General features: G+C 60.7%; 18 protein-coding genes and 1 pseudogene. 14 read left to right on the top strand and 5 right to left on the bottom strand.

Features of this window, described 5'->3' with window-relative positions; all coding sequences use genetic code 11:
* Positions 1–136: 136 nt before the first annotated feature.
* Positions 137–976: an IclR family transcriptional regulator gene (locus ACIGJB_RS32445; protein WP_483734956.1), complete on the bottom strand. Its 840-nt coding sequence runs from the start codon at positions 974–976 to the stop codon at positions 137–139.
* Positions 977–1,199: 223 nt separating this feature from the next.
* On the opposite strand from ACIGJB_RS32445, the gene ACIGJB_RS32440 reads away from it, so the two are divergent.
* The 4 genes from ACIGJB_RS32440 (at position 1,200) to ACIGJB_RS32425 (ending at position 5,150) form a co-directional block, all read left to right on the top strand.
* Positions 1,200–1,957 (top strand): IS5 family transposase gene (locus tag ACIGJB_RS32440; protein ID WP_483734955.1). Its coding sequence is split into 2 segments (ribosomal slippage): positions 1,200–1,530 and positions 1,530–1,957, totalling 759 coding nucleotides; the frame shifts between segments, so codons are not numbered across the junction.
* Positions 1,958–2,056: 99 nt separating this feature from the next.
* On the top strand, positions 2,057–3,376 hold the full coding sequence (hisD, locus tag ACIGJB_RS32435) for a histidinol dehydrogenase (protein WP_483734954.1): 1,320 nt from the start codon (positions 2,057–2,059) through the stop codon (positions 3,374–3,376).
* Positions 3,376–4,140 carry an SDR family NAD(P)-dependent oxidoreductase gene (locus ACIGJB_RS32430; protein ID WP_483734953.1) on the top strand — a complete coding sequence of 255 codons (765 nt, stop codon included), beginning with the start codon at positions 3,376–3,378 and terminating at the stop codon, positions 4,138–4,140. Before hisD ends, ACIGJB_RS32430 begins: the two co-directional genes overlap by 1 nt.
* Positions 4,137–5,150: a LacI family DNA-binding transcriptional regulator gene (locus ACIGJB_RS32425; RefSeq protein WP_483734952.1), complete on the top strand. Its 1,014-nt coding sequence runs from the start codon at positions 4,137–4,139 to the stop codon at positions 5,148–5,150. Before ACIGJB_RS32430 ends, ACIGJB_RS32425 begins: the two co-directional genes overlap by 4 nt.
* A gap of 106 nt (positions 5,151–5,256) precedes the next feature.
* Here the strand turns inward: ACIGJB_RS32425 and ACIGJB_RS32420 are convergent.
* The 3 genes and pseudogenes from ACIGJB_RS32420 to ACIGJB_RS32410 form a co-directional block, all read right to left on the bottom strand.
* Positions 5,257–5,465, bottom strand: a pseudogene (locus ACIGJB_RS32420) (tol-pal system YbgF family protein); the annotation flags it as partial.
* A gap of 194 nt (positions 5,466–5,659) precedes the next feature.
* Positions 5,660–5,893, bottom strand: coding sequence for a DUF6429 family protein (locus ACIGJB_RS32415; protein WP_483734951.1), 234 nt, complete (start codon positions 5,891–5,893; stop codon positions 5,660–5,662).
* Positions 5,894–5,918: 25 nt separating this feature from the next.
* Positions 5,919–8,852: a Tn3 family transposase gene (locus ACIGJB_RS32410; protein ID WP_483734950.1), complete on the bottom strand. Its 2,934-nt coding sequence runs from the start codon at positions 8,850–8,852 to the stop codon at positions 5,919–5,921.
* A gap of 621 nt (positions 8,853–9,473) precedes the next feature.
* Here ACIGJB_RS32410 and ACIGJB_RS32405 point away from each other — a divergent pair.
* From ACIGJB_RS32405 to ACIGJB_RS32375, 7 genes are all read left to right on the top strand, one after another.
* Positions 9,474–10,469, top strand: coding sequence for a Bug family tripartite tricarboxylate transporter substrate binding protein (locus ACIGJB_RS32405; protein WP_483734949.1), 996 nt, complete (start codon positions 9,474–9,476; stop codon positions 10,467–10,469).
* Positions 10,470–10,489: 20 nt separating this feature from the next.
* Positions 10,490–11,713 (top strand): CaiB/BaiF CoA transferase family protein, encoded by a 1,224-nt coding sequence (locus tag ACIGJB_RS32400; protein WP_483734948.1) that lies wholly within the window; start codon positions 10,490–10,492, stop codon positions 11,711–11,713.
* A gap of 62 nt (positions 11,714–11,775) precedes the next feature.
* A complete protein-coding gene (locus ACIGJB_RS32395; RefSeq protein WP_116321256.1) occupies positions 11,776–11,997 on the top strand; it encodes a biotin/lipoyl-binding carrier protein in 222 nt (73 codons plus the stop codon).
* 10 nt (positions 11,998–12,007) lie between these two features.
* Positions 12,008–13,588: an acyl-CoA carboxylase subunit beta gene (locus ACIGJB_RS32390; RefSeq protein ID WP_483734947.1), complete on the top strand. Its 1,581-nt coding sequence runs from the start codon at positions 12,008–12,010 to the stop codon at positions 13,586–13,588.
* 170 nt (positions 13,589–13,758) lie between these two features.
* Positions 13,759–13,935 carry a hypothetical protein gene (locus ACIGJB_RS32385; RefSeq protein ID WP_483734946.1) on the top strand — a complete coding sequence of 59 codons (177 nt, stop codon included), beginning with the start codon at positions 13,759–13,761 and terminating at the stop codon, positions 13,933–13,935.
* Positions 13,936–14,017: 82 nt separating this feature from the next.
* The gene (locus tag ACIGJB_RS32380; RefSeq protein ID WP_483734945.1) at positions 14,018–15,373 is read left to right on the top strand and encodes an acetyl-CoA carboxylase biotin carboxylase subunit; all 1,356 of its coding nucleotides are present in this window, start codon (positions 14,018–14,020) and stop codon (positions 15,371–15,373) included.
* Between the two features lie 119 nt (positions 15,374–15,492).
* The gene (locus tag ACIGJB_RS32375; RefSeq protein WP_483734944.1) at positions 15,493–16,200 is read left to right on the top strand and encodes a GntR family transcriptional regulator; all 708 of its coding nucleotides are present in this window, start codon (positions 15,493–15,495) and stop codon (positions 16,198–16,200) included.
* A gap of 100 nt (positions 16,201–16,300) precedes the next feature.
* Here the strand turns inward: ACIGJB_RS32375 and ACIGJB_RS32370 are convergent, their stop codons facing one another.
* Complete coding sequence (locus tag ACIGJB_RS32370) at positions 16,301–16,999, bottom strand: GntR family transcriptional regulator (protein ID WP_483734943.1); 699 nt, start codon at positions 16,997–16,999, stop codon at positions 16,301–16,303.
* Positions 17,000–17,402: 403 nt separating this feature from the next.
* On the opposite strand from ACIGJB_RS32370, the gene bioA reads away from it, so the two are divergent.
* From bioA to bioD, 3 genes are read left to right on the top strand one after another with little or no spacing between them, the layout of a single operon-like run.
* The gene (gene bioA / locus ACIGJB_RS32365) at positions 17,403–18,857 is read left to right on the top strand and encodes an adenosylmethionine--8-amino-7-oxononanoate transaminase (RefSeq protein WP_483734942.1); all 1,455 of its coding nucleotides are present in this window, start codon (positions 17,403–17,405) and stop codon (positions 18,855–18,857) included.
* The gene (gene bioF / locus ACIGJB_RS32360; protein ID WP_483734941.1) at positions 18,847–20,070 is read left to right on the top strand and encodes an 8-amino-7-oxononanoate synthase; all 1,224 of its coding nucleotides are present in this window, start codon (positions 18,847–18,849) and stop codon (positions 20,068–20,070) included. Before bioA ends, bioF begins: the two co-directional genes overlap by 11 nt.
* Positions 20,067–20,783 (top strand): dethiobiotin synthase, encoded by a 717-nt coding sequence (bioD, locus tag ACIGJB_RS32355; RefSeq protein ID WP_483734940.1) that lies wholly within the window; start codon positions 20,067–20,069, stop codon positions 20,781–20,783. The genes bioF and bioD overlap by 4 nt, the downstream gene beginning before the upstream one ends.
* The last annotated feature ends 10 nt before the right edge of the window (positions 20,784–20,793 follow it).

The following is a 20,793-nucleotide window of genomic DNA, read 5'->3' as shown; positions in this document are numbered from 1 at the left end:
TTTCGTGTGTTGGATTCTTGCGTGCCGTCCGCGAAACCGTAAAGGGAAAACCTGTCTTAAGACCGCCTGATGGACATCAAGGCTGTATCTATTTGATTAATAAGGCTTTGTGTCTGCGGGGCAGGACACTGAGGTTTTACTTCCCGGCTGCGCCGGCGTCCTGGGTTATCACCCTCACTGGTGGAAAATGCTGCAAATCGCTGCGAATCGCGTCGATCATCGCGACAAGGTTTGGGCCGACATCCGCGATTAATCGATCCCGAGGTACGTCGCGTGGCGCGCCAGCGCAGGTAAACGTGTAAATGCCCCCGCCGTCGGACATGACCAGCGGCGCGCCAACCGCATTGATCGAGCGAGACGATGAGCGCAACGAAACCACGAACCCATACTTGTCGTACTCGCGATGGGCGCGTTCCACATTTGCGCGAGCTGTCGCCCAGTCACTCGGCTGAGTCACCCGGAGTTGTTCGAGCAGGTGGGTACGTTCTGCGAGCGGGGCTGCGACAAGATAGGCCATCCCCAGCGCCGTCGCCAGCATGGAGAGGGTTGATCCGGCATCAACCAGAACGACTCGGTCGCGCTGATCTAATCGGACTGCTTCCAACATCACGACATTCAGCCTGTCGCGCGTACCCATCCCAACTGAGATCCGCAGATCCTGCATCAATCTCTTCATGTGTTCCCGCGCAATCGTCTGCACCCCGAGATTTCGATGGATCGCGGCGTTGAGTCCAAGCAAACCTGCACCCACGAAGTACTTCCGGGAATGCGTGTCGCGTCCCAGATATCCCAACGCTGACAGCGTCAGCGTCAAGCGCGTCACCGTCGCGCGGGGTAGTCCGGTTTCCTCGGCAATCTCAACGTTACTGAGATGACGGCCCGTCGCGAACGTTTCAAGGACCGCCAGACCGCGGGCGAGAGTTGTGACGAGAGGAGGATCCTGGGGCGATGTCAGCCCGCGATTCGAAGGATGCATTGGCAAGGCACCAAATGTGGTCTTTAAAGCCCTCGGCTTCGGCCCAATGGCCGAGCACCAGCGGCGCTATGTTACGCACTGGCTCAAGAAACGTCTGACGGGTCACCCGAGCCTCAATAAGCTATTCCAGGCATGCCGGACTTGCCTGCATGGCAGATCGACTAGGGCTTGTTTACATTTGAGCAGATGTGTTTACATCTTGCCTTTTGCGAAGCGAGGCAAGATGGTCCGGACGCTGTTGAGCGACGATGTATGGAACAAGATCAAGGACATCCTGCCTGGCAAGGAAGGCGATCGCGGAAGAACGGCTGCCGACAATCGCTGGTTTTTCGAAGCGGTGCTATGGATCGGCCGCACGGGCAGTCCATGGCGCGATCTTCCCGCGGAGTTCGGCCGCTGGCACACCGTGTACATGCGCTTCGCGCGATGGCGGCGCAATGGCGTCTGGCAGCGAGTCGCACACGCGGTGGCCGGCGAGGGGGAGATCGAACACATCTTGATCGATTCGACCATCGTGAGAGCGCACCAACATTCGGCGGGCGCGTTAAAAAAAGTGGCCCGCAAGCGATTGGACGTTCGCGCGGCGGACTGAGTACCAAGCTGCATCTGGCGATCGACGCTATTGGCCGACCGCTGCGGCTGATCCTCACCGAAGGTCAGGCTGCCGACATCACTTGTGCGACAGAGTTGATCGAGGGCCTGCGCGCTCAAGTAGTCATCGCGGACAAGGGCTACGACGCCAACGCCTTCGTGCAGGCGATTCGAGCCGCAGGGGCCAAGGCCGTCATTCCGCCACGCTCGAACCGGATCAGCAAGCGACGCTACAGCCGGGCCCTGTATCGCACTCGCAATCTGGTCGAACGCTTTTTCAACCGCATCAAGCATTTTCGCCGTGTCTCCACTCGGTATGACAAGCGAGCTGACAGCTATCTTGTCTTCGCATCGCTTGCCTGTGCCTTCGGACCATTAGTTCAATTGTGAACAGACCCTAAGGGTTAACGTTAATTTGCATACGTATGCAAGACCGCAAAAGTACCCTCACCTGCAGGCCTTCAACGACGTTATCCAAAGAATGCACCCATGATCAGATACCTCAAGCAGGGCCGGCCGCCGGCCGCCAAGTCCGCAAGCGACGCCAAGGTGCGCGCAACCGTCGAAGGGATCATTCAAGAGATCGAAGCGAAAGGGGATGAGGCCGTTCGCGCGTACAGTCGCCAGTTCGACAACTGGGATCCCGCTGATTTCCGGCTGTCGCGCGCCGCGATCGAAGCGGCACGCAGGCAGCTTTCGGCGCGGGAGATCGAAGACATCGCGTTCGCCCAGCGGCAGGTGCGCAACTTCGCGCAGATTCAGCGCGACTCGATGACCGACGTGGAAGTGGAGACGCTGCCCGGTGTCGTGCTCGGGCACCGGCATATCCCGATCAATGCCGTGGGCTGCTACATTCCCGGCGGGAAGTATCCGTTGCTTGCTTCGGCGCACATGAGCGTGCTGACCGCCAAGGTCGCCGGTGTGCAACGCGTGGTATCCACGGCGCCCCCGTATCAGGGGCGGCCGCATCCGGCGATCGTCACGGCCATGGACATGGCCGGCGCGGACGAAATCCTGGTCCTGGGCGGGGTACAGGCGGTAGTCGCGATGGCCGTCGGCACAGCGAGCGTGGCGCCCGTCGACATGCTGGTCGGCCCCGGCAACATGTTCGTCGCCGAAGCCAAGCGCCAGCTCTTCGGACGTGTCGGCATCGACCTGTTTGCCGGCCCGACCGAGACGCTCGTCATCGCGGACGACAGCGTGGACGGCGAACTCTGCGCCGTCGATCTTCTTGGCCAGGCCGAGCACGGCCCCACGTCTCCTTCAGTCCTGCTCACCAATAGTGAGAAGCTCGCCCGGGAGACGATAGCCGAGATCGAGCGCCAGCTGAAGATCCTGCCGACCGCTTCGATCGCCGCGCAAGCCTGGGCCGATTGCGGCGAAGTCATCGTTTGCGACACCGAAGAAGAGATGCTGAAGGTGGCCGACGAAATCGCCTCGGAGCACGTGCAGGTCATGACCCGGGATCCGGACTTCTTCCTCAACAACATGACGAACTACGGCGCATTGTTTCTCGGTCCCCGCACCAATGTCAGCTTCGGAGACAAGGTGATCGGCACCAACCACACGCTGCCGACCAACCGCAGCGCGCGCTATACCGGCGGCCTGTGGGTCGGCAAGTTCCTAAAGACTTGTACCTATCAGCGTGTCGTGAGCGATGAGGCCAGCGCGGCGATCGGCGAATATTGCTCCCGCCTGTGCCATATGGAGAATTTCGCGGGCCACGGTGAACAGGCGAATATTCGTGTTCGCCGGTACGGCGACCGTCCGGAACTCCCCTGGTACCAGCCCGTCGAGGCCCAATCGTGATGGCATTGCCCTCCGCACCCGATTTCAGCCTGAGCGGGCGCCAGGCGCTCGTGACCGGCGGCAGCAGCGGAATCGGCCTTGCCGCCGCCGTCGCGCTCGGGCGCGCGGGCGCCCGCGTGACGATCGCTGCGCGACGCGCCGCAGAACTGGAAGCGACGTGCGATGCCATGCGCGCCGAGCGCATCGATTGCGAGGCGCTCGTTCTCGATGTCACCGACTCTGCGGCCGTGGATCGGGCACTCGATGTGCGCGCTCCATTCGATGTTCTCGTCAACAGTGCGGGGATGAACCGGCCCCGCCCATTAATCGAACTCACCGACGACGACATCGATGCCGTCTTGCAGCTCAACCTCAAGTCGACGTTCTACGTGGCTAGAGCCGTGGCGCGCCGGCTCATTGCGGCCAGCATGCCGGGCTCGATCATCAACGTGTCATCGCAGATGGGCCATGTCGGCAGCCCACGCCGGTCGCTGTACTGTGCGAGCAAGCACGCGGTGGAAGGCATGACCCGGGCGCTCGCATGGGAACTCGGACCCGCCGGGATCCGGATCAATACGATCTGCCCGACGTTCATCGAGACACCGATGACCGCACCCATGTTCGCCGAGCCCGGATTCCGGCAATGGGTATGCGACCGCATCGCATTGGGACGCGTAGGCGAGATGCACGAGATCACGGGCGCCGTGGTGTTTCTGGCCAGCAACGCCTCAAGCTTGATGACCGGTAGCGCCCTGATGCTCGATGGAGGATGGACCGCAGGATGAAAACAGCGCCCCGTGCCCAGGATGTCGCCGATCTCGCCAACGTTTCGCAGTCGGCGGTAAGCCGCACCTTCACGCCGGGGGCCAGCGTTTCCGAAGAAACGCGGCGTAAGGTCCTGGCCGCTGCGAAGAAGCTTGGCTACCGGCCCAACGCGCTCGCTCGCAGCCTGATCACGCGACGTAGCCGCATTGTGGCCCTGGTGATGAGCTATCTCGAGAACCAGTTCTATCCTCTGGTGATCGAAAGGCTTTCGCAGACCTTGCAGAAAGCCGGCTATCACGTGCTGATGTTCATCGCCGAAGTCGACGAAGAAGCCGATGGGGTATTGGCCGATATCCTCGACTATCAGGTCGAAGGCATCATCCTGGCGTCGGCCAGCCTGTCACCACGGCTCGCAAAGAGCTGCGCGGATCTTGGCGTTCCCGTCGTGCAATTCAATCGGGTACTGGATCACCCGCGCCGCGGCCAGCACAAGATCAGTTCGGTGACATCCGACAACTACGCCGGCGGCCGCATGGCCGCGAATCTGCTCCTTGACCGTGGCTATACGCGCCTCGCATTTCTGACCGGACTGGAAAACGCCTCGACAAGCCAGCAGCGCGAACGCGGATTTCTAGATGTGCTCGCAGCACGCAAGGTGCCCCTGCTGTACCGCGAAGTGGGGCAATATGATTTCCGTTGCGCGCAAGAAGCCACCAGGCGCCTCTTTACCGCCGCGGTCACGCCGGATGCTCTGTTCGTGGCCAACGACCATATGGCCATTGCGGCCCTGGACGTGCTGCGCCACGAGTTGAAGCGGAAGGTGCCGGAAGAGGTGGGAGTCGTTGGCTTCGATGACGTACCTCAGTCTGCCTGGGCGGGGTACCAACTGACCACCGTGCGCCAGGATCTGGCCCCGATGATCGACAGCGCCGTCGCGCTACTATGCGAGCAAATGAGCGGGGAACTGCGCCCCGCGGATATCGTCATTCCATGTACGCTGGTCGAGCGCGCTACGGTCAGAAGAGGCTGAACGTCGCCGCGCTGTCATCGGGTACCAATTCAGCGAAGTGTTGCGGGCGCGCAAGGCGGGGAGCCTTCGGCATGCGGTGCGGGCTGGCTGGAAGCCGCCCGTGCCCTTACTTCAGCGTCTTCAACCGGTTTTGTTCGCCGCACGCGCGCCTTCGGTACCTGGATACTTGGCCACCACCTGTTCCAGCGTTTTGCGCGCGGCATCCTTCTGGCCGGACTCGAGCTGATTATTGGCCACCGCGATCATGGCGTCCGGCACCTTGGGATGCGTCGGGTTGGCATCGATCATTTTGTGCAGCACCCAGGTGGGGTAATCGTACTTTCCGTGCAAAATCTGGCGGTGACCCGATAGTTACCTTTACAAATCAAAGTGTTAAGAAACTATCCACCTCACCTGTCTGTATCCTTTCGATGCAAAATCTGGCGCCAGCCTTGCGCCAGCCTTGCGCCACAGGCGCAGCCCTTGTGCGGTCTGTGTGCGAGAGATCACATGCGCCCGGTATCCACTTGCTAGACGCTAGGGCGGACGAAGTATTTCGCGAACAACCGTTCGGCCTCGCCTAAGCCCTCCTCCGTTAGCCAAACCGATTTCGCGCGGTTCACCGGATCCCCGATGAGCCCTCTCTCGTGCAGACGGTTCAATGCGTCCCAGTCAAAGCTCCGCCAGGCCCGATTCTCCCCGCATAAATTCAAGTAGAGCAGCGCGAGGACAACCTCGTCGATCGCGTCGGTATTGATGTCCATCTTGCCTCCTCCTTGAAGGTGGCCCTCACGATTCTGCCGCACGCTGCCAGGGCGCCGCTTCGAGCAGCATGTCCTGGTACTGCTCGAGGGGAAATCGCAACGTGCCCCGAAAGTTCACATGCGCCGAATGCGCCGGCCCCATTCGGCGCAGCCAATCGTCCTCGACTCGCTGCCCCTTGCCGCGCCACGCGTCGACTGTCGCCTGCATGCGCTGCGTGTTCCAGGCAATCACCAGATTGGTCAGCAGGGTCAACGAGCCAGAAATCGCGATGATTTCGTCACGACGACGGCCACGCTCCGGTGCGACCTTACCCGTGTAAATCGTACGCTGGAGCTCGTGTACCGACTCGCCGCGATTGAGCAGCGCGTGCAGTTCCCGGCGAAACTCGACGTTGCTGAAATAGTCGCACAGGAACAGGGTCCGCAGCAGCTTGCCAAGTTGTTCCGCCGCCCGATAAATCGGATCCCCTTGGGCTGCGCTGCCGAATCGCTGCAACGCGACGACGGCGCTGACACGCCCTGACTTGATGGATGCAACCAGCCGCAGCAGCCCGTCCCAGCCGTCGCGAATGGGCTTCAGTGAGATGCCATGATCCACGATGGGAGCAAGATCTTTGGCCACGTCCATATCCCGTGGCAGATAGAGCTTGCGCTCCGACAAATTGCGAAGCCGAGGACATAGATCGAAGCCGAGCAGCTTCGAAACCGCCATTCCCACGCTCGTATACCCATGTGTATCAACGGCAAGCGCGAGCAGGCCGCCATCTTCGCGCGTGTCGCTGTGGCGCACTGCCCCTTCAATAGCAACCCCCGCCTGGCGCTCGTTAAGGACGATGGGTTGGTTGTACACGATGCCGTGCTGGTCCAGAACGTGCGTATAGATCCCGACTGCGTGGGTCCGCCTGCGCGGATCGACACGAGCGTAATAAAGATGAGGTGAGGTGTCCAGGCTCATCGAGTCGCTCGAGGCGCGCTGTCCAGTTCCCCACAATTCTGTGATGGGGTGCGTACGTTGAAACTCAACCACCCGCGCATTGGCGCGCGACAGCCGCCCCGACATCTCGAGAACACGCATGGTGTTCGAAATCGCCGCAGCATCGACTTGCTGAATCATGGCGGCGACGCCCTTCGCATCGATCTCGGTGCCATGTGCCATTAGCGCACCATAGAGCGAGACAAGTTCCTTGGCATCGCGTGCCTTCCGCGCCAGCAGTACTTCGCTAAAGCCCGTGCGGACATCCACTTCCATCATCAAGTCCGCAAACTGCGCCGGGCCGATCGCCTTGAACAGCAGGTCGCGTGTGCGCCTAGGTATCCCATCCGTCGGTAGCGCGTCGAATGCCGAGAGATGCAGAGCGCCATCCTTGCCGATTGTCACGCGGCCAGCTTCGCGAGCCTCCTCCAGCGCGGCGAGGCCGGCCTTCAGGTTCTCCGTCAATCGCGCAAGAAAGGGTTCCGCTGTAGCTGGTAGACCTAATAACGATAGGTATCGGCCTCGCTCGGACTCCCAATCTGACGGCGGAATCAGCATCTGGTCGCGTTCACGAAAGGACAGACTATGGTTGATCCACACGGACCCGCGGCGCAGATCTTTGCGCAAGCTCGTGATCGCGGCGGCTTCCAGAGCGCGCAGAGCCCGCTTGCGATCGTCGCAGTCGACCAAGACGCGCCACTTGGCGCTAATTGGCACTCCGTGGTCAATGGGTAACTCTGTCGCGCCGCTATCGTGCAGCCTGGCGATAAGCTCGAGTTGCTGCAGGCTTGGTTCCGTGTCCCGACCCAACAACTCCAGTTCACATAGGGGTGCAAGAAGACTACGGATGCGCCGGTGATCATCAGTCAGCGTCTCTCGCACGCTGGCTGCATGGCTGGCACGAGGCTCGTCCGGTAGTTCCCCAAGCAGTGTTCCAATCTCTGCAATTCGGACTTCTGCCGGGCGTGTGCTGTCACCAACGAGCGCTTTGATCGCGACCAGTTGTTGTCGATATTCAACTGCAGAGTGAGCCTGTTTCGTTGCGGTCTTGTTGTAAGCGTGCCGAACCAGATCGGAAACGCGGCGTCCGATTTGATAGAGCAGCGAATCGGTCAACTCGAGCAGCGTCACGCGTAGGAAAAATACCAGCTCAAGAGTGCGAGTCGACCTTTTGAGTTCGCGGGTCTTCACCGGTCGGCGCGCCTGAATCCGCTGTCCCCAGGCACGCTCCTTATCGATCGGCACGGTGTCCAGCGTCCATGTGTGGACCCCGATCTCCTTGAGAAACCGAATCTTCTCCTGCGTTTCAGTGAGCGTCGTCAGACTGTGTCGGGCCGGCGGCGTCTTGAGCCAGTCGAGAACGGTTATGCCGGCGGTGTCGTGTTGGCTCGATAGTGCTGCGTCGGCGCGCCTCAGTTGCGTCTCAGGGACGGTCCCCTCGATCAGGGCGAGCGTGTTGCGCTCGATCTCAGCCCAGACCGATCGCCCGAGATCCCGCAACGTCCGGTCAGCGGGAATCAGAATCCTTCGCTCGTACAGCCAGTAGTTCGCATGCTGGAGGAGTTCGTCAAGCGTGAGCGATTCCTCGGCATCCTGGCGCATCCATGCTTCGAGGTCTGCCCACTGGTCCGGCCTGATCGACTTCAAGCCCAGATACCCGCAGGCCCAGATCAGGTGGTCATAGAGCGTCTTGTACCGGCGATATAGGGTCCGGAGCGATGCGATCGTTGGCGTCGGCAAGCCGAGCCGCTGGCCGATGTGGTGAAGCAACTGGCGCGGCAGCGTACTGACTTGGCCGAGGCTATGCCCGCTTGCGCGTAGGAATACCAGTTGGATGGCCGCCCCGGCGCGCCGATCGTGTCGAAAGCGCTCATTTAGCGCTGCGACGTCGCTGTCGGTCAGAGCGAAATATCGCTCCACATCGAATTCCGACAGCCGAATCGGCAACCGGTCAGTTCCCACATAGCGAAATCCCAAGCCAGGCATCCCTTGCCCCCAACGAGATGGCGCGATCCGAATCGCGGGCGGATATGTTACGCCCTCCTCTCATTCGTAGCGGCCAACAGGTGTGGGGTTGCCGGAAAGCGTTGTGGATAAAGGCTTTCGGGGAAACCGCCAGATTTTGCACGAAAAGTACGATTACCCCCAGCAGGGTCAACGAGCCAGAAATCGCGATGATTTCGTCACGACGACGGCCGCGCTCCGGCGCGACCTGCCATATCTGAGCTGGCGCATCAGCGACCGGTCACCTGTGCAAAGTCGAGACCTGCGCATAGGGGTCGGGAGAAGACTATCGGGGTTCTCGCCACCAATGAAGTCAACTTCGGCCGCGGCACCGTCGACGCGTTGCTTCGTTCTGCGCCGACTCCACATCACGCCAGCGCCTCATTCGGCTCTTCGGCACCGCCCCCGAACTGGATTTGCCGTCATTTTAGTATCCTTCACAGACTACAATATTGCTTGCAATTTTGTAGTCCTGTCGTATAGTGGAGTCCGAAGCGGGACCCATTGAGGGCACTGCCTAGGAACAAGCCGCTGACGCGTTGCGGATTTGGTCGCGGGCTGGGCAACACCACCATAAGAGACTCAAAACAGAAGGAGACCGAGATGCTGTTATTGATCAATCGAGCTTTTTGCACCGCCGTGCTGGCTCTCATCGGAGTGGCCCTCACCAGCGGCCCCCTGCTCGCGCAAGGCACCTATCCAAATCGGCCCATCAAAATGTTCGTCGGCTTCTCCGCCGGCAGTGCCACAGACACGGTGGCGCGCGTGGTGGCTCAGTACCTGTCGGCACGACTTGGCCAGTCGATCGTTGTCGAAAATAAGACAGGCGTGGGTGGCAGCCTCGCCGCGGAGGCCGTTGCCCGCTCTGCGCCAGACGGATACACCTTACTGACCGTCTCCAGCGCGATCGCTGTCAACCCTGCGGTGTATCCAAAACTCTCGTTCGACGTTGAAAAAGATCTCACTCCCATTGCGCTAGTGGGCCGACTTCCTACCGTATTGCTGGTCAGGAATGACTTCCAGGCCAAAACGCTGAGCGAGCTTTTGGCATATGCGCGTAGCCATCCTAAAAAGATCAACTACGGCTCCTCCGGCGTTGGCGGCTCATCACATCTGGCCACCGAATATCTAGCGACACTAACGAACACATCATTCACTCATGTACCGTACCGCGGCAATTCGCAGGCTGTCGCTGCGTTGTTCGGGGGCGAGATCGACATGGTGATGGACACCATCCTGCTAGCTGCACCTAACATTCAGGCTCGGCGCGTCCGCGCGCTCGCCATCTCCAGCCAGTCACGCTCGCCACTAGCACCAGAGGTGCCGACCTTTGCGGAGGCGGGCCTAAAGGACTACGACGGCAGCTTGTTCTTTGGGCTGATGGGGCCAAAGGGAATGCCTTCGGAGATCGTTCAGCGGATTAATCGCGAAATGAATGACTTGCTGAAAAACTCGCCTGAATTGAAAGAGCGCTTGCAATCGGCGGGGGGCCTGGAACTCGTTGGCGGAAGTTCAAACCAGTTCCGCGACACCTTGCACAAGGAAGTGCTCCAGTGGCGCAGCGTCGTGAAGAACGCCCATGTGACCGTCAACCAATGACACGAGCGGAGATTTCCCGAATGACTCCCAACCAACGTATCCAACCGCTGTCCGGGTACACCGTTGTCGAACTTGGCTCGACCGTTGCAGGTCCTTTTTGCGGGCGGCTGTTGGCCGACTTTGGCGCGACCGTCATCAAGGTCGAGGTGGCCGAGGGCGACGCGTTGCGCTCAATGGGCAGCCATAAAGACGGCGTATCGCTGTACGCCCTTTCCATGTTCCGTAATAAGGAATTGATTTCGGTCGACCTGCGTACTGAAGAGGGACAATCGCTGTTACGACAGCTGATCAACAAGGCCGACTTCGTGGTCGAAAACTTCCGCCCTGGCACGATGGAACGTTGGGGCCTCGCTTACGAGTCCCTAAGTGCAAGCAACCCTGGGTTGATCATGGTTCGTATCAGTGGCTACGGTCAGGATGGCCCATACAGTCTCCAGCCAGGCTACGGCGTGATCGGCGAAGCCATTAGCGGCCTGCGCTCGATTACTGGCGATCCAGATCGCCCGCCGGCACGCGTTGCCACCTCGCTGTCGGACTACCTCACGGGGCTGTATGGAGCGTTTGGCGCGCTGCTGGCGCTGGAAGCCCGCCACCGCACCGGGCGCGGCCAAGTAGTGGATACCGCGCTGGCAGAATGCGCATTTAGCTTCATGGAGCCGCACGTCATGGCCTACGACCAACTTGGCGTTGTCGCCCAACGGGCGGGTTCACAATTGCCAGGGTCCAGCCCCAACAACCTATATCAAGCCGGCGATGACTGCTACATCCATGTGGCAGCGCTTGCGGACCCAATCTTCCGCCGCCTTTGCGTGGCGATGGATCAGCCAGAACTGGCCAACGAACCCCGCTACGCCTCTAACCTGATGCGCAGCCAACACAGCGATGAGGTGGATGCTGTCGTGCAATGCTGGATCGGTGCGCGAACCTACCACGAGATTCACCAGGTGCTGGGCGACCACGATATCCCACATGCCAAGATCTACAACATCGATGATGTCTTTGCCGATCCCCACTTCGCCGCACGCGGCAGCATTCAACGCCGGCCGCACGAAAGGCTGGGCATGGTCGCTGTTCCGAACGTAACGCCGCGGCTCACCGAAACCCCTGGCGAAGTGCGGGAACTTGGTCGCGACACCGGCGCTGACACCGTCACAGTCCTTGCCCGCATGCTGGGGCTTACCTCCGAGGCGGTGTCCACTCTGCAGCGGCGCGGCGTCATTTATGACCCGGCCCTGGCCCACTGAGCCAGACTACACCTCAACTCTTCCCACAACGTTACGACATTTAAATTGCAAGGATGGCGGTCATGAGCATCAAAGTGAAATCGGAGGTGGTTGGTTCTGTCTGGAAGTGCGAGTGCGAGATTGGACAGACCGTAACTGAAGGCGACGTGCTCTTCATCATCGAATCGATGAAGATGGAGATTCCGGTAGAAGCGATGTACGCCGGTACGGTATCTCAGGTACTGGTCAAAGAAGGCGAGCCAATCGCCGAAGGCCAAGTGATGGCAGTAGTCGATCCGGCGTAAGGAGATGGCCATGGAAATGAACCATAGCATTCCCTCCGAGGACCTTCTGGAACTCGAACGGCGCCGCCAACTCGCGTTGGGACTCGGCGGGCCTGAAGCCATCGAACGGCATCATGCGGCCGGCAAGCTGACGATCCGCGAGCGCATCGAGGCACTCTCCGACAAAAACTCGTTCCATGAAGTCGGCCGACTCACCGGCCAAGGCCACTACGACGCGGCCGGTGTGCTGACGAAGGTTACACCAGCGCCATATGTGATGGGGCTAGCTAACGTGGACGGTCGTCCTGTCGCAATCGGCGGAGAGGACTATACCGTACGCGGCGGCACAAGCTGGAGCGGCGACCGGAAAAAAGGCGGTCAAGGTGGCTTCGTCGAAGATCTTGCCCTGAATTACAAGATTCCGCTGATCAACCTGATTGACGGCGTGGGCGGCAGCGTCACCTCTGCGCAACGGCGAGGCCATACAGTCTTTCCTGGTGTGCATGGTTTTGAAACGTCCGCAGCGCTGCTTGGCCAAGTACCGGTTGTCAGTGCCGTGCTGGGTACGGCAGCAGGAGGGCCAGCCGGAAGGGCTATCATGTCACACTGGTCGGTGATGGTGGATGGCACCAGCCATGTTTTCGCCGCAGGGCCCCCGGTGGTGAAACGTTCGCTTGGCCAGGAAATTTCTAAAGAAGACCTCGGAGGCGCCCCGATTGCAGTGGCTTTGGCTGGATCGGTAGACAATGCCGTTGAAACCGAGGCGGACTGCTTCGCGATGATCCGGCGCTATCTGTCGTACATGCCGCAGAACGTGTGGGAACTGCCGCCAGTGACGCCGTGCGATGATCCGATCGATCGTCGCGACGAGGAACTGGCGACCATCGTGCCATCCGCTAGGCGTAAGGCTTATGACATGCGCAAGATTGTGCGCATGGTATTTGACCGTGGCTCGATGTTCGAAATCCAACCCACATACGGCAAGGCGGTAATCACATGCCTAGCGCGCTTGAATGGCAAGGTTGTGGGCGTGGTAGCGAGCAACCCCATGGCTTACGGTGGGGCCATTGATGCCAAGGCTGCGCGCAAGCAAACGCACTTCATCGAATTGTGTGACACCTTCCATATCCCTCTGGTGTTCCTGGTGGATGTGCCCGGCTTTATGGTCGGTCGCGACGCAGAGGCTCAGGGTACCCTTCGCGAAGGCATGCGCAGCGTGTTCGTCAGTCTGCAGGCTACTGTGCCGATAGTGACGGTAGTCATTCGAAAGTGCTACGGCATGGCAGGCATGGCAGCTACCGATAAAAATGGCTTGGGCCTCAAGCTCGCGTGGCCGACGGCGGAATGGGGCTCACTGCCGATCGAGGGAGGCGTGGCTGCAGCGTTTCGGCGCGAGATCGCTGCGTCCGAAGATCCTGCGGCAAAGGAACGCGAGCTCGAACATCACCTGCGTCAGCTCGCATCACCCTTCCGTACCGCGGAGGCCTTCGGCGTGGAGGACATCATTGACCCCCGCGAGACTCGCCAGACGCTATGCCGCTTCATCGACGCCGCTCAGATCTCGCTGAAAACCACGCTGGGCCCGAAACTTAGGGCCGGCGTACGCCCGTAACAGTATCGAGTGCTTTTTTCACTAGTCCACTGAATCATTGAGATGGTAGGTGAACGGCATGTCATGCGGGATACAGCGCTACGTGCAAAGCGCAGCAATAGCACGGCTATTGCGAGCATTTGCAACGACGCGATGTGCCCGCATGACATGGCAGGCATCGATCGATTTTCTTGTTTTCACGAACTGGCGGGACCGCCCGCGTAGTTGGAAATGGTGCGCTCAAGGAGGTGTTCCTTGCCGAACATGCCACCAGCACGTTCGGAGAGCGATCGGGCGGCACCGAGCATTCCGAGCTTGGGCGCATCGCCAAAGTGAATGCGATCGAAGCCAGCACCGGCTTCGACTGAGCGTGGGCGTGGGCGTGGGCGTGGGGCGCCATTCGACGCGCACTTGGGCTCACCAGATATTGAGATCTAGGAGATCAACAACATGCAAACGGTACTCATCGCAAACCGCGGCGCGGTGGCTGCTCGCGTACAGCGAACCTTACACAGGATGGGCCTGCGGTCGATCGTGGTTTATTCCGAAGCCGACCGTGACCTGCCTTATGTGGCGGAAGCCGACCAGGCATATTGCATCGGACCATCACCGGCGGCACAGAGCTATCTGAACGAACCTGCCCTCTTTGACGCAATACGCCGCTCGGGTGCCGATGCGGTGCACCCGGGCTATGGCTTCTTGTCAGAAAATTCAGGATTCGCCAGCCGCGTGGAAGCAGCGGGCCTAACGTTTATTGGCCCCAGCCCGCGCTGGATCGACGCGATGGGACATAAGACCCGCGCGCGCAATTTGATGGCGCAACACGGTATGCCAATGTGCCGCTCCTCTGGCATTATCGGCGACGACGCCGCCGCGATCCGGGCGGCTGGCGTTGAAGTCGGCTATCCGATATTGGTTAAGCCTGCCGGAGGCGGCGGTGGCATTGGCATGATTGCCGCCCACGACGCCGATGAACTCGTGGAAGCCGTGGGCCGCGCAAGAGCGCTTGCACAACGAAGTTTCGGAAATGGCGACGTGTATCTGGAGCAGCTGTTCGAGCGGCCGCGGCATATCGAGTTCCAGATCCTCGGCGATCGGCACGGCAACGTGCAGCATTTGATGGAGCGGGATTGCTCGGTGCAACGACGCCACCAGAAGGTAATCGAAGAAGCCTGCGCGCCTGGACTGCCACCCGGCGAGGCCGACGAAGTCGCAGACCGTGTGGCAAGATTGCTGGGTAAGCTCGGCTACGACGTGATCGGGACGGTGGAGATGCTGCGCGGCTCAGACGGCAGCTACAGTTTTCTCGAAATGAATACCCGCCTGCAGGTTGAGCACGCGGTCACCGAAGCCATTACCGGGGTGGATCTGGTCGAAGCACAAATCCGTCTTGCGGCAGGTGAGGCCCTGCGCGATGTCCTTCCCACGCCGGTGACGGCTTCGGGTCACGCCATCGAGTTGCGAATTTATGCGGAAGACCCCGTCCGCTTCTTCCCCTCGCCGGGCATCCTGCAGACTTTCCATCTGCCATCGGGTACCGGCATCCGAATCGAGACTGGCTATGCGGAGGGAAACACCGTAAGCCAGTACTACGACCCTATGATCGCGAAGCTAGTGATTCACGCGTCAGACAGGCATGCGGCCATCGAGCTTGCAGAGCAGGCACTGTCCGAAACGAGAATTGAGGGCGTAAAGACCAACATTCCGCTCTTGCAGCGCATGCTTGATTTTCCTGCCTGGCGCGCGGGTGATTTGCACACGAGCCTCGTGCAGGACCTTTTCGCCAGCGGAGAGGCGAAGCAATAGCGAGACAAGCGGGTGGGATGGGCGTGTCGCTTTCGTGAGCGGAAATAAGGGAGCTTGCGAAATGCGTTCGCCTTGCACAATTATTAGTGAAGTCGTAGCAACAACGATGGGAACGGGCGATGAACAATGCCGGAACCTCCCAAGTCCTTGGCTCGGAAGTCCGGGCCCGGCAGCGCGGTGACGGTGCGAACAAAGCGCTTGAGATACTGGGGATACTGCGCGCAAGAATCGCGAAGCAAGATCTTCTGCCTGGCGCCAAGGTGAGGGAGCAGGATCTAGCCGAAGAATTTGACGTGCCGCGCCCGCTGGTGCGCGAGGTTTTTGCGGCTCTCGCGCAGCGTGGTCTCATTGAGCGAATACCAAACCGCGGCGCGGTGGTGACGAGGATCGATCTTCAGCAATTATTGCACATCTACGACGTGCGTGAGGTGCTCGACGGGCTTTGCGTCAGATTGGCGACTCAAAACGTACCGCCGGAATCGTGGCAAGATATGGTTGATCTTTTTAACGGTCCGATGGTTCGGTATGTCGAGGAATCCAACCTGGACGCCTTTATTGACGGTTATGATTTCTTTCGCCGGAGAGTTATTGAGGCAGCGGCCAGCCCTCCGCTCACCGAAATGCTCGATAGCATCTGGGACAAGACGCAATTCCTGATCCGACGCATCATCATACTTCCTGGCCGGCCGAAACAAGGCCTTGCCGAGCATTCCGCCGTGCTGAACGCAATGCGGGCAGGCGATGCCGCGGCCGCAGAAGCGTTGCGGCGGAAGAATTTTCAGAGCGCCAAGGAAACCTTGTCTCGTTATCAAAAGTATTTGGTTTAGCGGTGGCGCGCGCCCTGCAATGCCTGTGGCTGCCACCCACCAATCACTACGCGCCTTTCAACTCGGGCTGATGGAGACTTGCGAGCGCCAATATTGGTGCTCAAACGACATACTTGCGGAAGCGGCTTAAATACTCTGCCGCCTCTCTGAGGCTCTGGCGTCGGATCGATTCAGCCTTGTCCGCATCGCGATCACGCAGGGCGGCAAGCACGGCTCGATGATGCTCCAGCCCCAGGCGCGCACGGCCCGGCAGAACGATCGCACGCTGGATAACAGCTAGCGAGCGCTCAACGATCGTGTCAAGCATGCCTTGGATAATCGGGTTATTTGCATTCTTGAAGACGCGTTGGCGAAATTGCTCATAGCCCGCCATGTAGAAATCAAAATCCCCTTTCTCGAGCGCCTCTTCCATTGGAGCCCCGAACAGGGCTATCAGATCGTCCCACTCCCCCTGTGGAGCGTTTTTCGCGGCCAAGCGCACGCCCATGCCTTCAAGTGCTTCACGGGCGCAGTAAATTTGCAGGATCTGCTCAAAGCTAATACGGGTGACGATGGCCCCTCGATTGGGGATACGTTCTACCAACCCACGCTCTTCAAGTGCCGCCAGCGCTTCTCGGATACGCGGGCGCGTCGTATCAAACTCCTGAGCCAAATCGGCTTCCACAAGCTTCGTCCCCGGCAGTAGATCATGGCGAGCGATCCGAGCTCGCAGTTCGTCTGCGATCGCTGTTGCCGACGTCGCCTTCGGTTTCCCCGGGGCGGCGCCTTTCCGTTGGATTGCTTTTGATGTAGCTGACATGGTGTCCTGTGCGCGCAATGTTGCGTGTTCTTGAAAACACAATAGTAAACCCTTTTGTAAGCGCTTTTGACAGCCAGGCGTTCGGCCGCCGTTAACTTTTGCACCTCTTCTTTTGCGAGCCAACAACGGCCATTCCGTCACGTGGCGCGGCAGAAGTCTCCTTTGGCAGTCACATCGTTCGGAGACAGACGATCTGTACACATCACAATAACCATTGTATTCAATTTAGGATACAAATAAGATTACTATTTTGATATCCTCGTCTATACTGATTTCCCGCAGCTTCTGCGACATCGACGGACACGCAAGGCGGGACGTCGGCGGCCAACTCAATGAGCAGCGCACAGAGCGGGGAGAGCCTGGTAGCGATGTTGTCCGCGAACGATCGATAAAGGAGGACGCCATGAAAAACCTCACCCTTTGCAGTGCCAATTCCGGGCCCGTGAAAGGCCCGCAGCTTGCTTCCAAGAGTCTCGCCCAGCGCAGTGTGCAGGCCGTGTGGCATCCGTGTACCGCACTCAGACCCAGTGATATCGTCGAGCCGTTGGCGATAGCGCGTGGCGAAGGCATTTGGTTGATCGACACGGAGGGGCGACGCTACTTTGACGCCACCAGCTCCTGGTGGGTCAACTTGTTTGGTCACGCCAACCCACATATCAATGCCGCCCTGGTGCACCAGCTGGAAACGCTTGAACACGTGATGCTCGCCGGATGCACCCACGCACCCGCAGTGGAACTGGGCGAGCGTTTGTCGTCACTGACCAATGGGGCACTCGGCAATGTTTTCTACGCGTCGGACGGCGCGTCGGCCGTTGAGATCGCGCTCAAGATGAGTTTTCACTACTGGCGCAATATCGGTCTGACAACAAAGCGGGAATTCATCTGCCTTCGGAACGGTTACCACGGGGAAACGGTGGGCGCCCTGGCGGTGACCGACGTCGAGATCTTCCGCGACGCCTACGACCCATTGATCCGCCGGGCGCATGTCGTGATGTCGCCTGATGCACGCCAGGCTGTGAGTGGAGAATCGGCTGCTGACGTTGCGGCGCGTGCCCTCGCGGAAATGGAAGCGCTGCTGCGCGAACGCTCCGGACAAATCGCAGCGCTGATCGTCGAGCCTCTGGTACAGGGAGCGGCCGGCATGGCGATGCACGACCCTTCCTATCTGGACGGGGCTCGGGCGCTGTGCGACCGCTACCGGGTTCACCTGATTGCGGACGAGATCGCGGTTGGCTGTGGCCGCACCGGCACCTTCTTCGCATGGGAGCAATCGCGTGAGGGCGGCGCGCCGTTACCGGGCCATCTCTGGCCGGATTTCCTGTGCCTGTCCAAAGGCATCAGCGGCGGCTACCTGCCGCTATCCCTGGTGTTGTCGCGACCGGACATTCAACGCGCCTTCATTGCCGATGATGTCGCCAGCAGCTTTCTGCATTCGCATTCCTACACCGGCAATCCCCTCGCCTGCCGCGCAGCACTCGCCACGCTAGACCTGTTCGAGTACGACCACGTCATAGAGCAAAATTGTCGGCGCGCGCAATGGCTTGGTGAGGCGTTGGCGTCGCTCGGCGCGGACGCGCGCCTGATGAATACACGCCAGCGTGGTGTGATCTGGGCCGCCGACGTGCGGCCTGAGTTCGCAGGAGCCGACTTTTCCTCGCGCTTCCACCGATCGGCGCTGGCCCACGGCGTCCTGGCACGTCCGATCGGCAACACCCTCTACGTATTGCCACCGTATTGCTTCGACCAAGCGCAGGCGCAATGGCTGGGCCAACAACTGCAGGCTGCGCTCGATGCGACGCTGACCAATGCGTCGCATGTCCAAGGCGGTGCGCCAATGGAGGTCTGCCATGCTGCTTGAGCGACTCGAGCGCGCTGCCGCCGAGCGAGCTGCGAGCGCGCTAACGCGCCGCCGCCGCGTAGCCCATACCGCCAGCGCGCCGCACCAGGCGGTCGGCGACGGTCACGGCGCCCACCGCCCGCTGCTGAGCTTTTGCAGCAATGACTACCTCGGCCTGGCAAACCATCCCGCAGTGGTCGATGCTTTCGCTGAGGGCGCCCGTCGCTACGGTGCCGGCAGCGGCGCCTCCCATCTCGTCAGCGGCCACTCGGTGGCCCACCATCAGCTCGAGGCCGAGCTGGCAGCCTGGCAGGCACCCTATATTCCCGACGTGCGGGCGCTTTACTTTTGCACCGGCTATATGGCCAATCTGGCGGTGCTGAGCGCCCTCGGCACGTCCGACGCTACCCTCTTTTGCGACAAGCTCAACCACGCTTCACTGATCGATGGCGCGCTGCTCGCTCGTGCGGAGGTCCGCCGCTACCCGCACCGGGACACCGCCGCGTTGAGCCGGCAGCTGACCGCCAGCAGCAGCCGGCTCAAACTGATCGTGACCGACGGCGTGTTCAGCATGGATGGCGACATTGCCCCCCTGGCTGAACTGCTGGCACTGGCTGAACTGCACGACGCATGGATTGTCGTGGACGACGCTCACGGCTTCGGCGTGCTGGGCGAGCGCGGCCGAGGTGTGCTGGAGCATCTCAGGCTGATGTCGCAGCGCTTCATCTACATCGGTACGCTGGGCAAGGCCGCCGGGGTAGCGGGTGCATTTGTGGCCGCGCACACCACGATCGTGGAGCACTTGATCAACGTCGCAAGACCTTATATCTACACTACGGCCGCGCCGCCGGCCGTGGCCCATGCGCTTCTAACCAGCTTGGCACTGATCGCGGGCGACGAAGGCCGGCAGCGGCGCGGGGAAGTGGCGAAATCGATCGCCCTGCTGCGCGGTGGCCTGAAGATCTTGCAAGCCCGCCACCCCCGAACTGGCTGGCGCACGGTCAACAGCGCAACGCCGATTCAGCCTTTGGTCGTCGGCGGTAACGCCGCTGCGTTGGCGCTGTCCGAGGCGCTGGAGGCCGGTGGCATCCGGGTCACTGCGATCCGGCCACCGACGGTGCCCGATGGCACCGCGCGCTTGCGCATCACCTTGTCGGCCCAACATACCTGCGCCGACGTGGCACGGCTGTTGAACAGCTTGGGAGTCCTGGCGGCGCACAAGGAGACGGCATGAATACGACGGGGAATTTCGCAAGCATTGCCTGCTTTGTCACTGGCACCGATACCGGCGTCGGCAAGACTTACGCCAGTGCGACATTGCTGCATGCGCTGCGCGCTGCCGGCCATGCCAGCGCAGGGATGAAGCCCGTGGCCAGTGGCAGCGAATGGCGTGACGGCCATTGGCACAACGATGACGTGGCCGCGCTGCGCAATGCGAGCAGCGTGGACGTACCGCCCGCAATCACCTGCCCCTTCCTGCTGCGCACCCCCTGCTCCCCGCATTTGGCCGCGGCGCTCGAGGGCACGCAAATCACGCCCGAACCCATCCAAGCCGCGTTCAGCGAGCTGTGCACACGCGCCAATGCAGTAGTCGTGGAAGGCGTGGGCGGCTTTCATGTGCCGCTATCCGCCGGCCTGGCCCAGTGGACTACGGCTGACCTGGCCGTCATGCTCGGCCTGCCAGTGGTGTTGGTGGTCGGTATCCGGCTGGGGTGCCTTAACCACGCAGTGCTGACTGCCGCCGCAATACGTGCGCGTGGCCTACGACTCGCCGGCTGGATCGCGAACCGCATGGATCCGGATATGGCCCTGGCCGCCGAGAACATAGCCACCCTGTGCGCCTCCCTGGATGCCCCCTGCCTTGGGGAAATCCCCTGGCAGAAGGATCCGCGGGAAGCCGCCGCAGCGATCGATCTGTCTCCGCTACTGACAGCTCCTTTCGCCTAACAACTGGCCG

Source organism: Cupriavidus sp. C2SS-8b (assembly GCF_057073745.1).
This window is presented reverse-complemented; position numbering and strand designations above follow the sequence as displayed.

Bases quoted from the DNA above. Each gene is read 5' to 3' on its own strand.
- hisD (WP_483734954.1), top strand. From the start codon at position 2,057: ATGATCAGATACCTCAAGCAGGGCCGGCCGCCGGCCGCCAAGTCCGCA.
- ACIGJB_RS32405 (WP_483734949.1), top strand. From the start codon at position 9,474: ATGCTGTTATTGATCAATCGAGCTTTTTGCACCGCCGTGCTGGCTCTC.
- ACIGJB_RS32380 (WP_483734945.1), top strand. From the start codon at position 14,018: ATGCAAACGGTACTCATCGCAAACCGCGGCGCGGTGGCTGCTCGCGTA.
- ACIGJB_RS32425 (WP_483734952.1), top strand. From the start codon at position 4,137: ATGAAAACAGCGCCCCGTGCCCAGGATGTCGCCGATCTCGCCAACGTT.
- ACIGJB_RS32400 (WP_483734948.1), top strand. From the start codon at position 10,490: ATGACTCCCAACCAACGTATCCAACCGCTGTCCGGGTACACCGTTGTC.
- bioD (WP_483734940.1), top strand. From the start codon at position 20,067: ATGAATACGACGGGGAATTTCGCAAGCATTGCCTGCTTTGTCACTGGC.
- ACIGJB_RS32415 (WP_483734951.1), bottom strand. From the start codon at position 5,893: ATGGACATCAATACCGACGCGATCGACGAGGTTGTCCTCGCGCTGCTC.
- ACIGJB_RS32410 (WP_483734950.1), bottom strand. From the start codon at position 8,852: ATGCCTGGCTTGGGATTTCGCTATGTGGGAACTGACCGGTTGCCGATT.
- ACIGJB_RS32395 (WP_116321256.1), top strand. From the start codon at position 11,776: ATGAGCATCAAAGTGAAATCGGAGGTGGTTGGTTCTGTCTGGAAGTGC.
- bioF (WP_483734941.1), top strand. From the start codon at position 18,847: ATGCTGCTTGAGCGACTCGAGCGCGCTGCCGCCGAGCGAGCTGCGAGC.
- ACIGJB_RS32370 (WP_483734943.1), bottom strand. From the start codon at position 16,999: ATGTCAGCTACATCAAAAGCAATCCAACGGAAAGGCGCCGCCCCGGGG.
- ACIGJB_RS32390 (WP_483734947.1), top strand. From the start codon at position 12,008: ATGGAAATGAACCATAGCATTCCCTCCGAGGACCTTCTGGAACTCGAA.
- ACIGJB_RS32430 (WP_483734953.1), top strand. From the start codon at position 3,376: ATGGCATTGCCCTCCGCACCCGATTTCAGCCTGAGCGGGCGCCAGGCG.
- ACIGJB_RS32375 (WP_483734944.1), top strand. From the start codon at position 15,493: ATGAACAATGCCGGAACCTCCCAAGTCCTTGGCTCGGAAGTCCGGGCC.
- bioA (WP_483734942.1), top strand. From the start codon at position 17,403: ATGAAAAACCTCACCCTTTGCAGTGCCAATTCCGGGCCCGTGAAAGGC.
- ACIGJB_RS32445 (WP_483734956.1), bottom strand. From the start codon at position 976: ATGCATCCTTCGAATCGCGGGCTGACATCGCCCCAGGATCCTCCTCTC.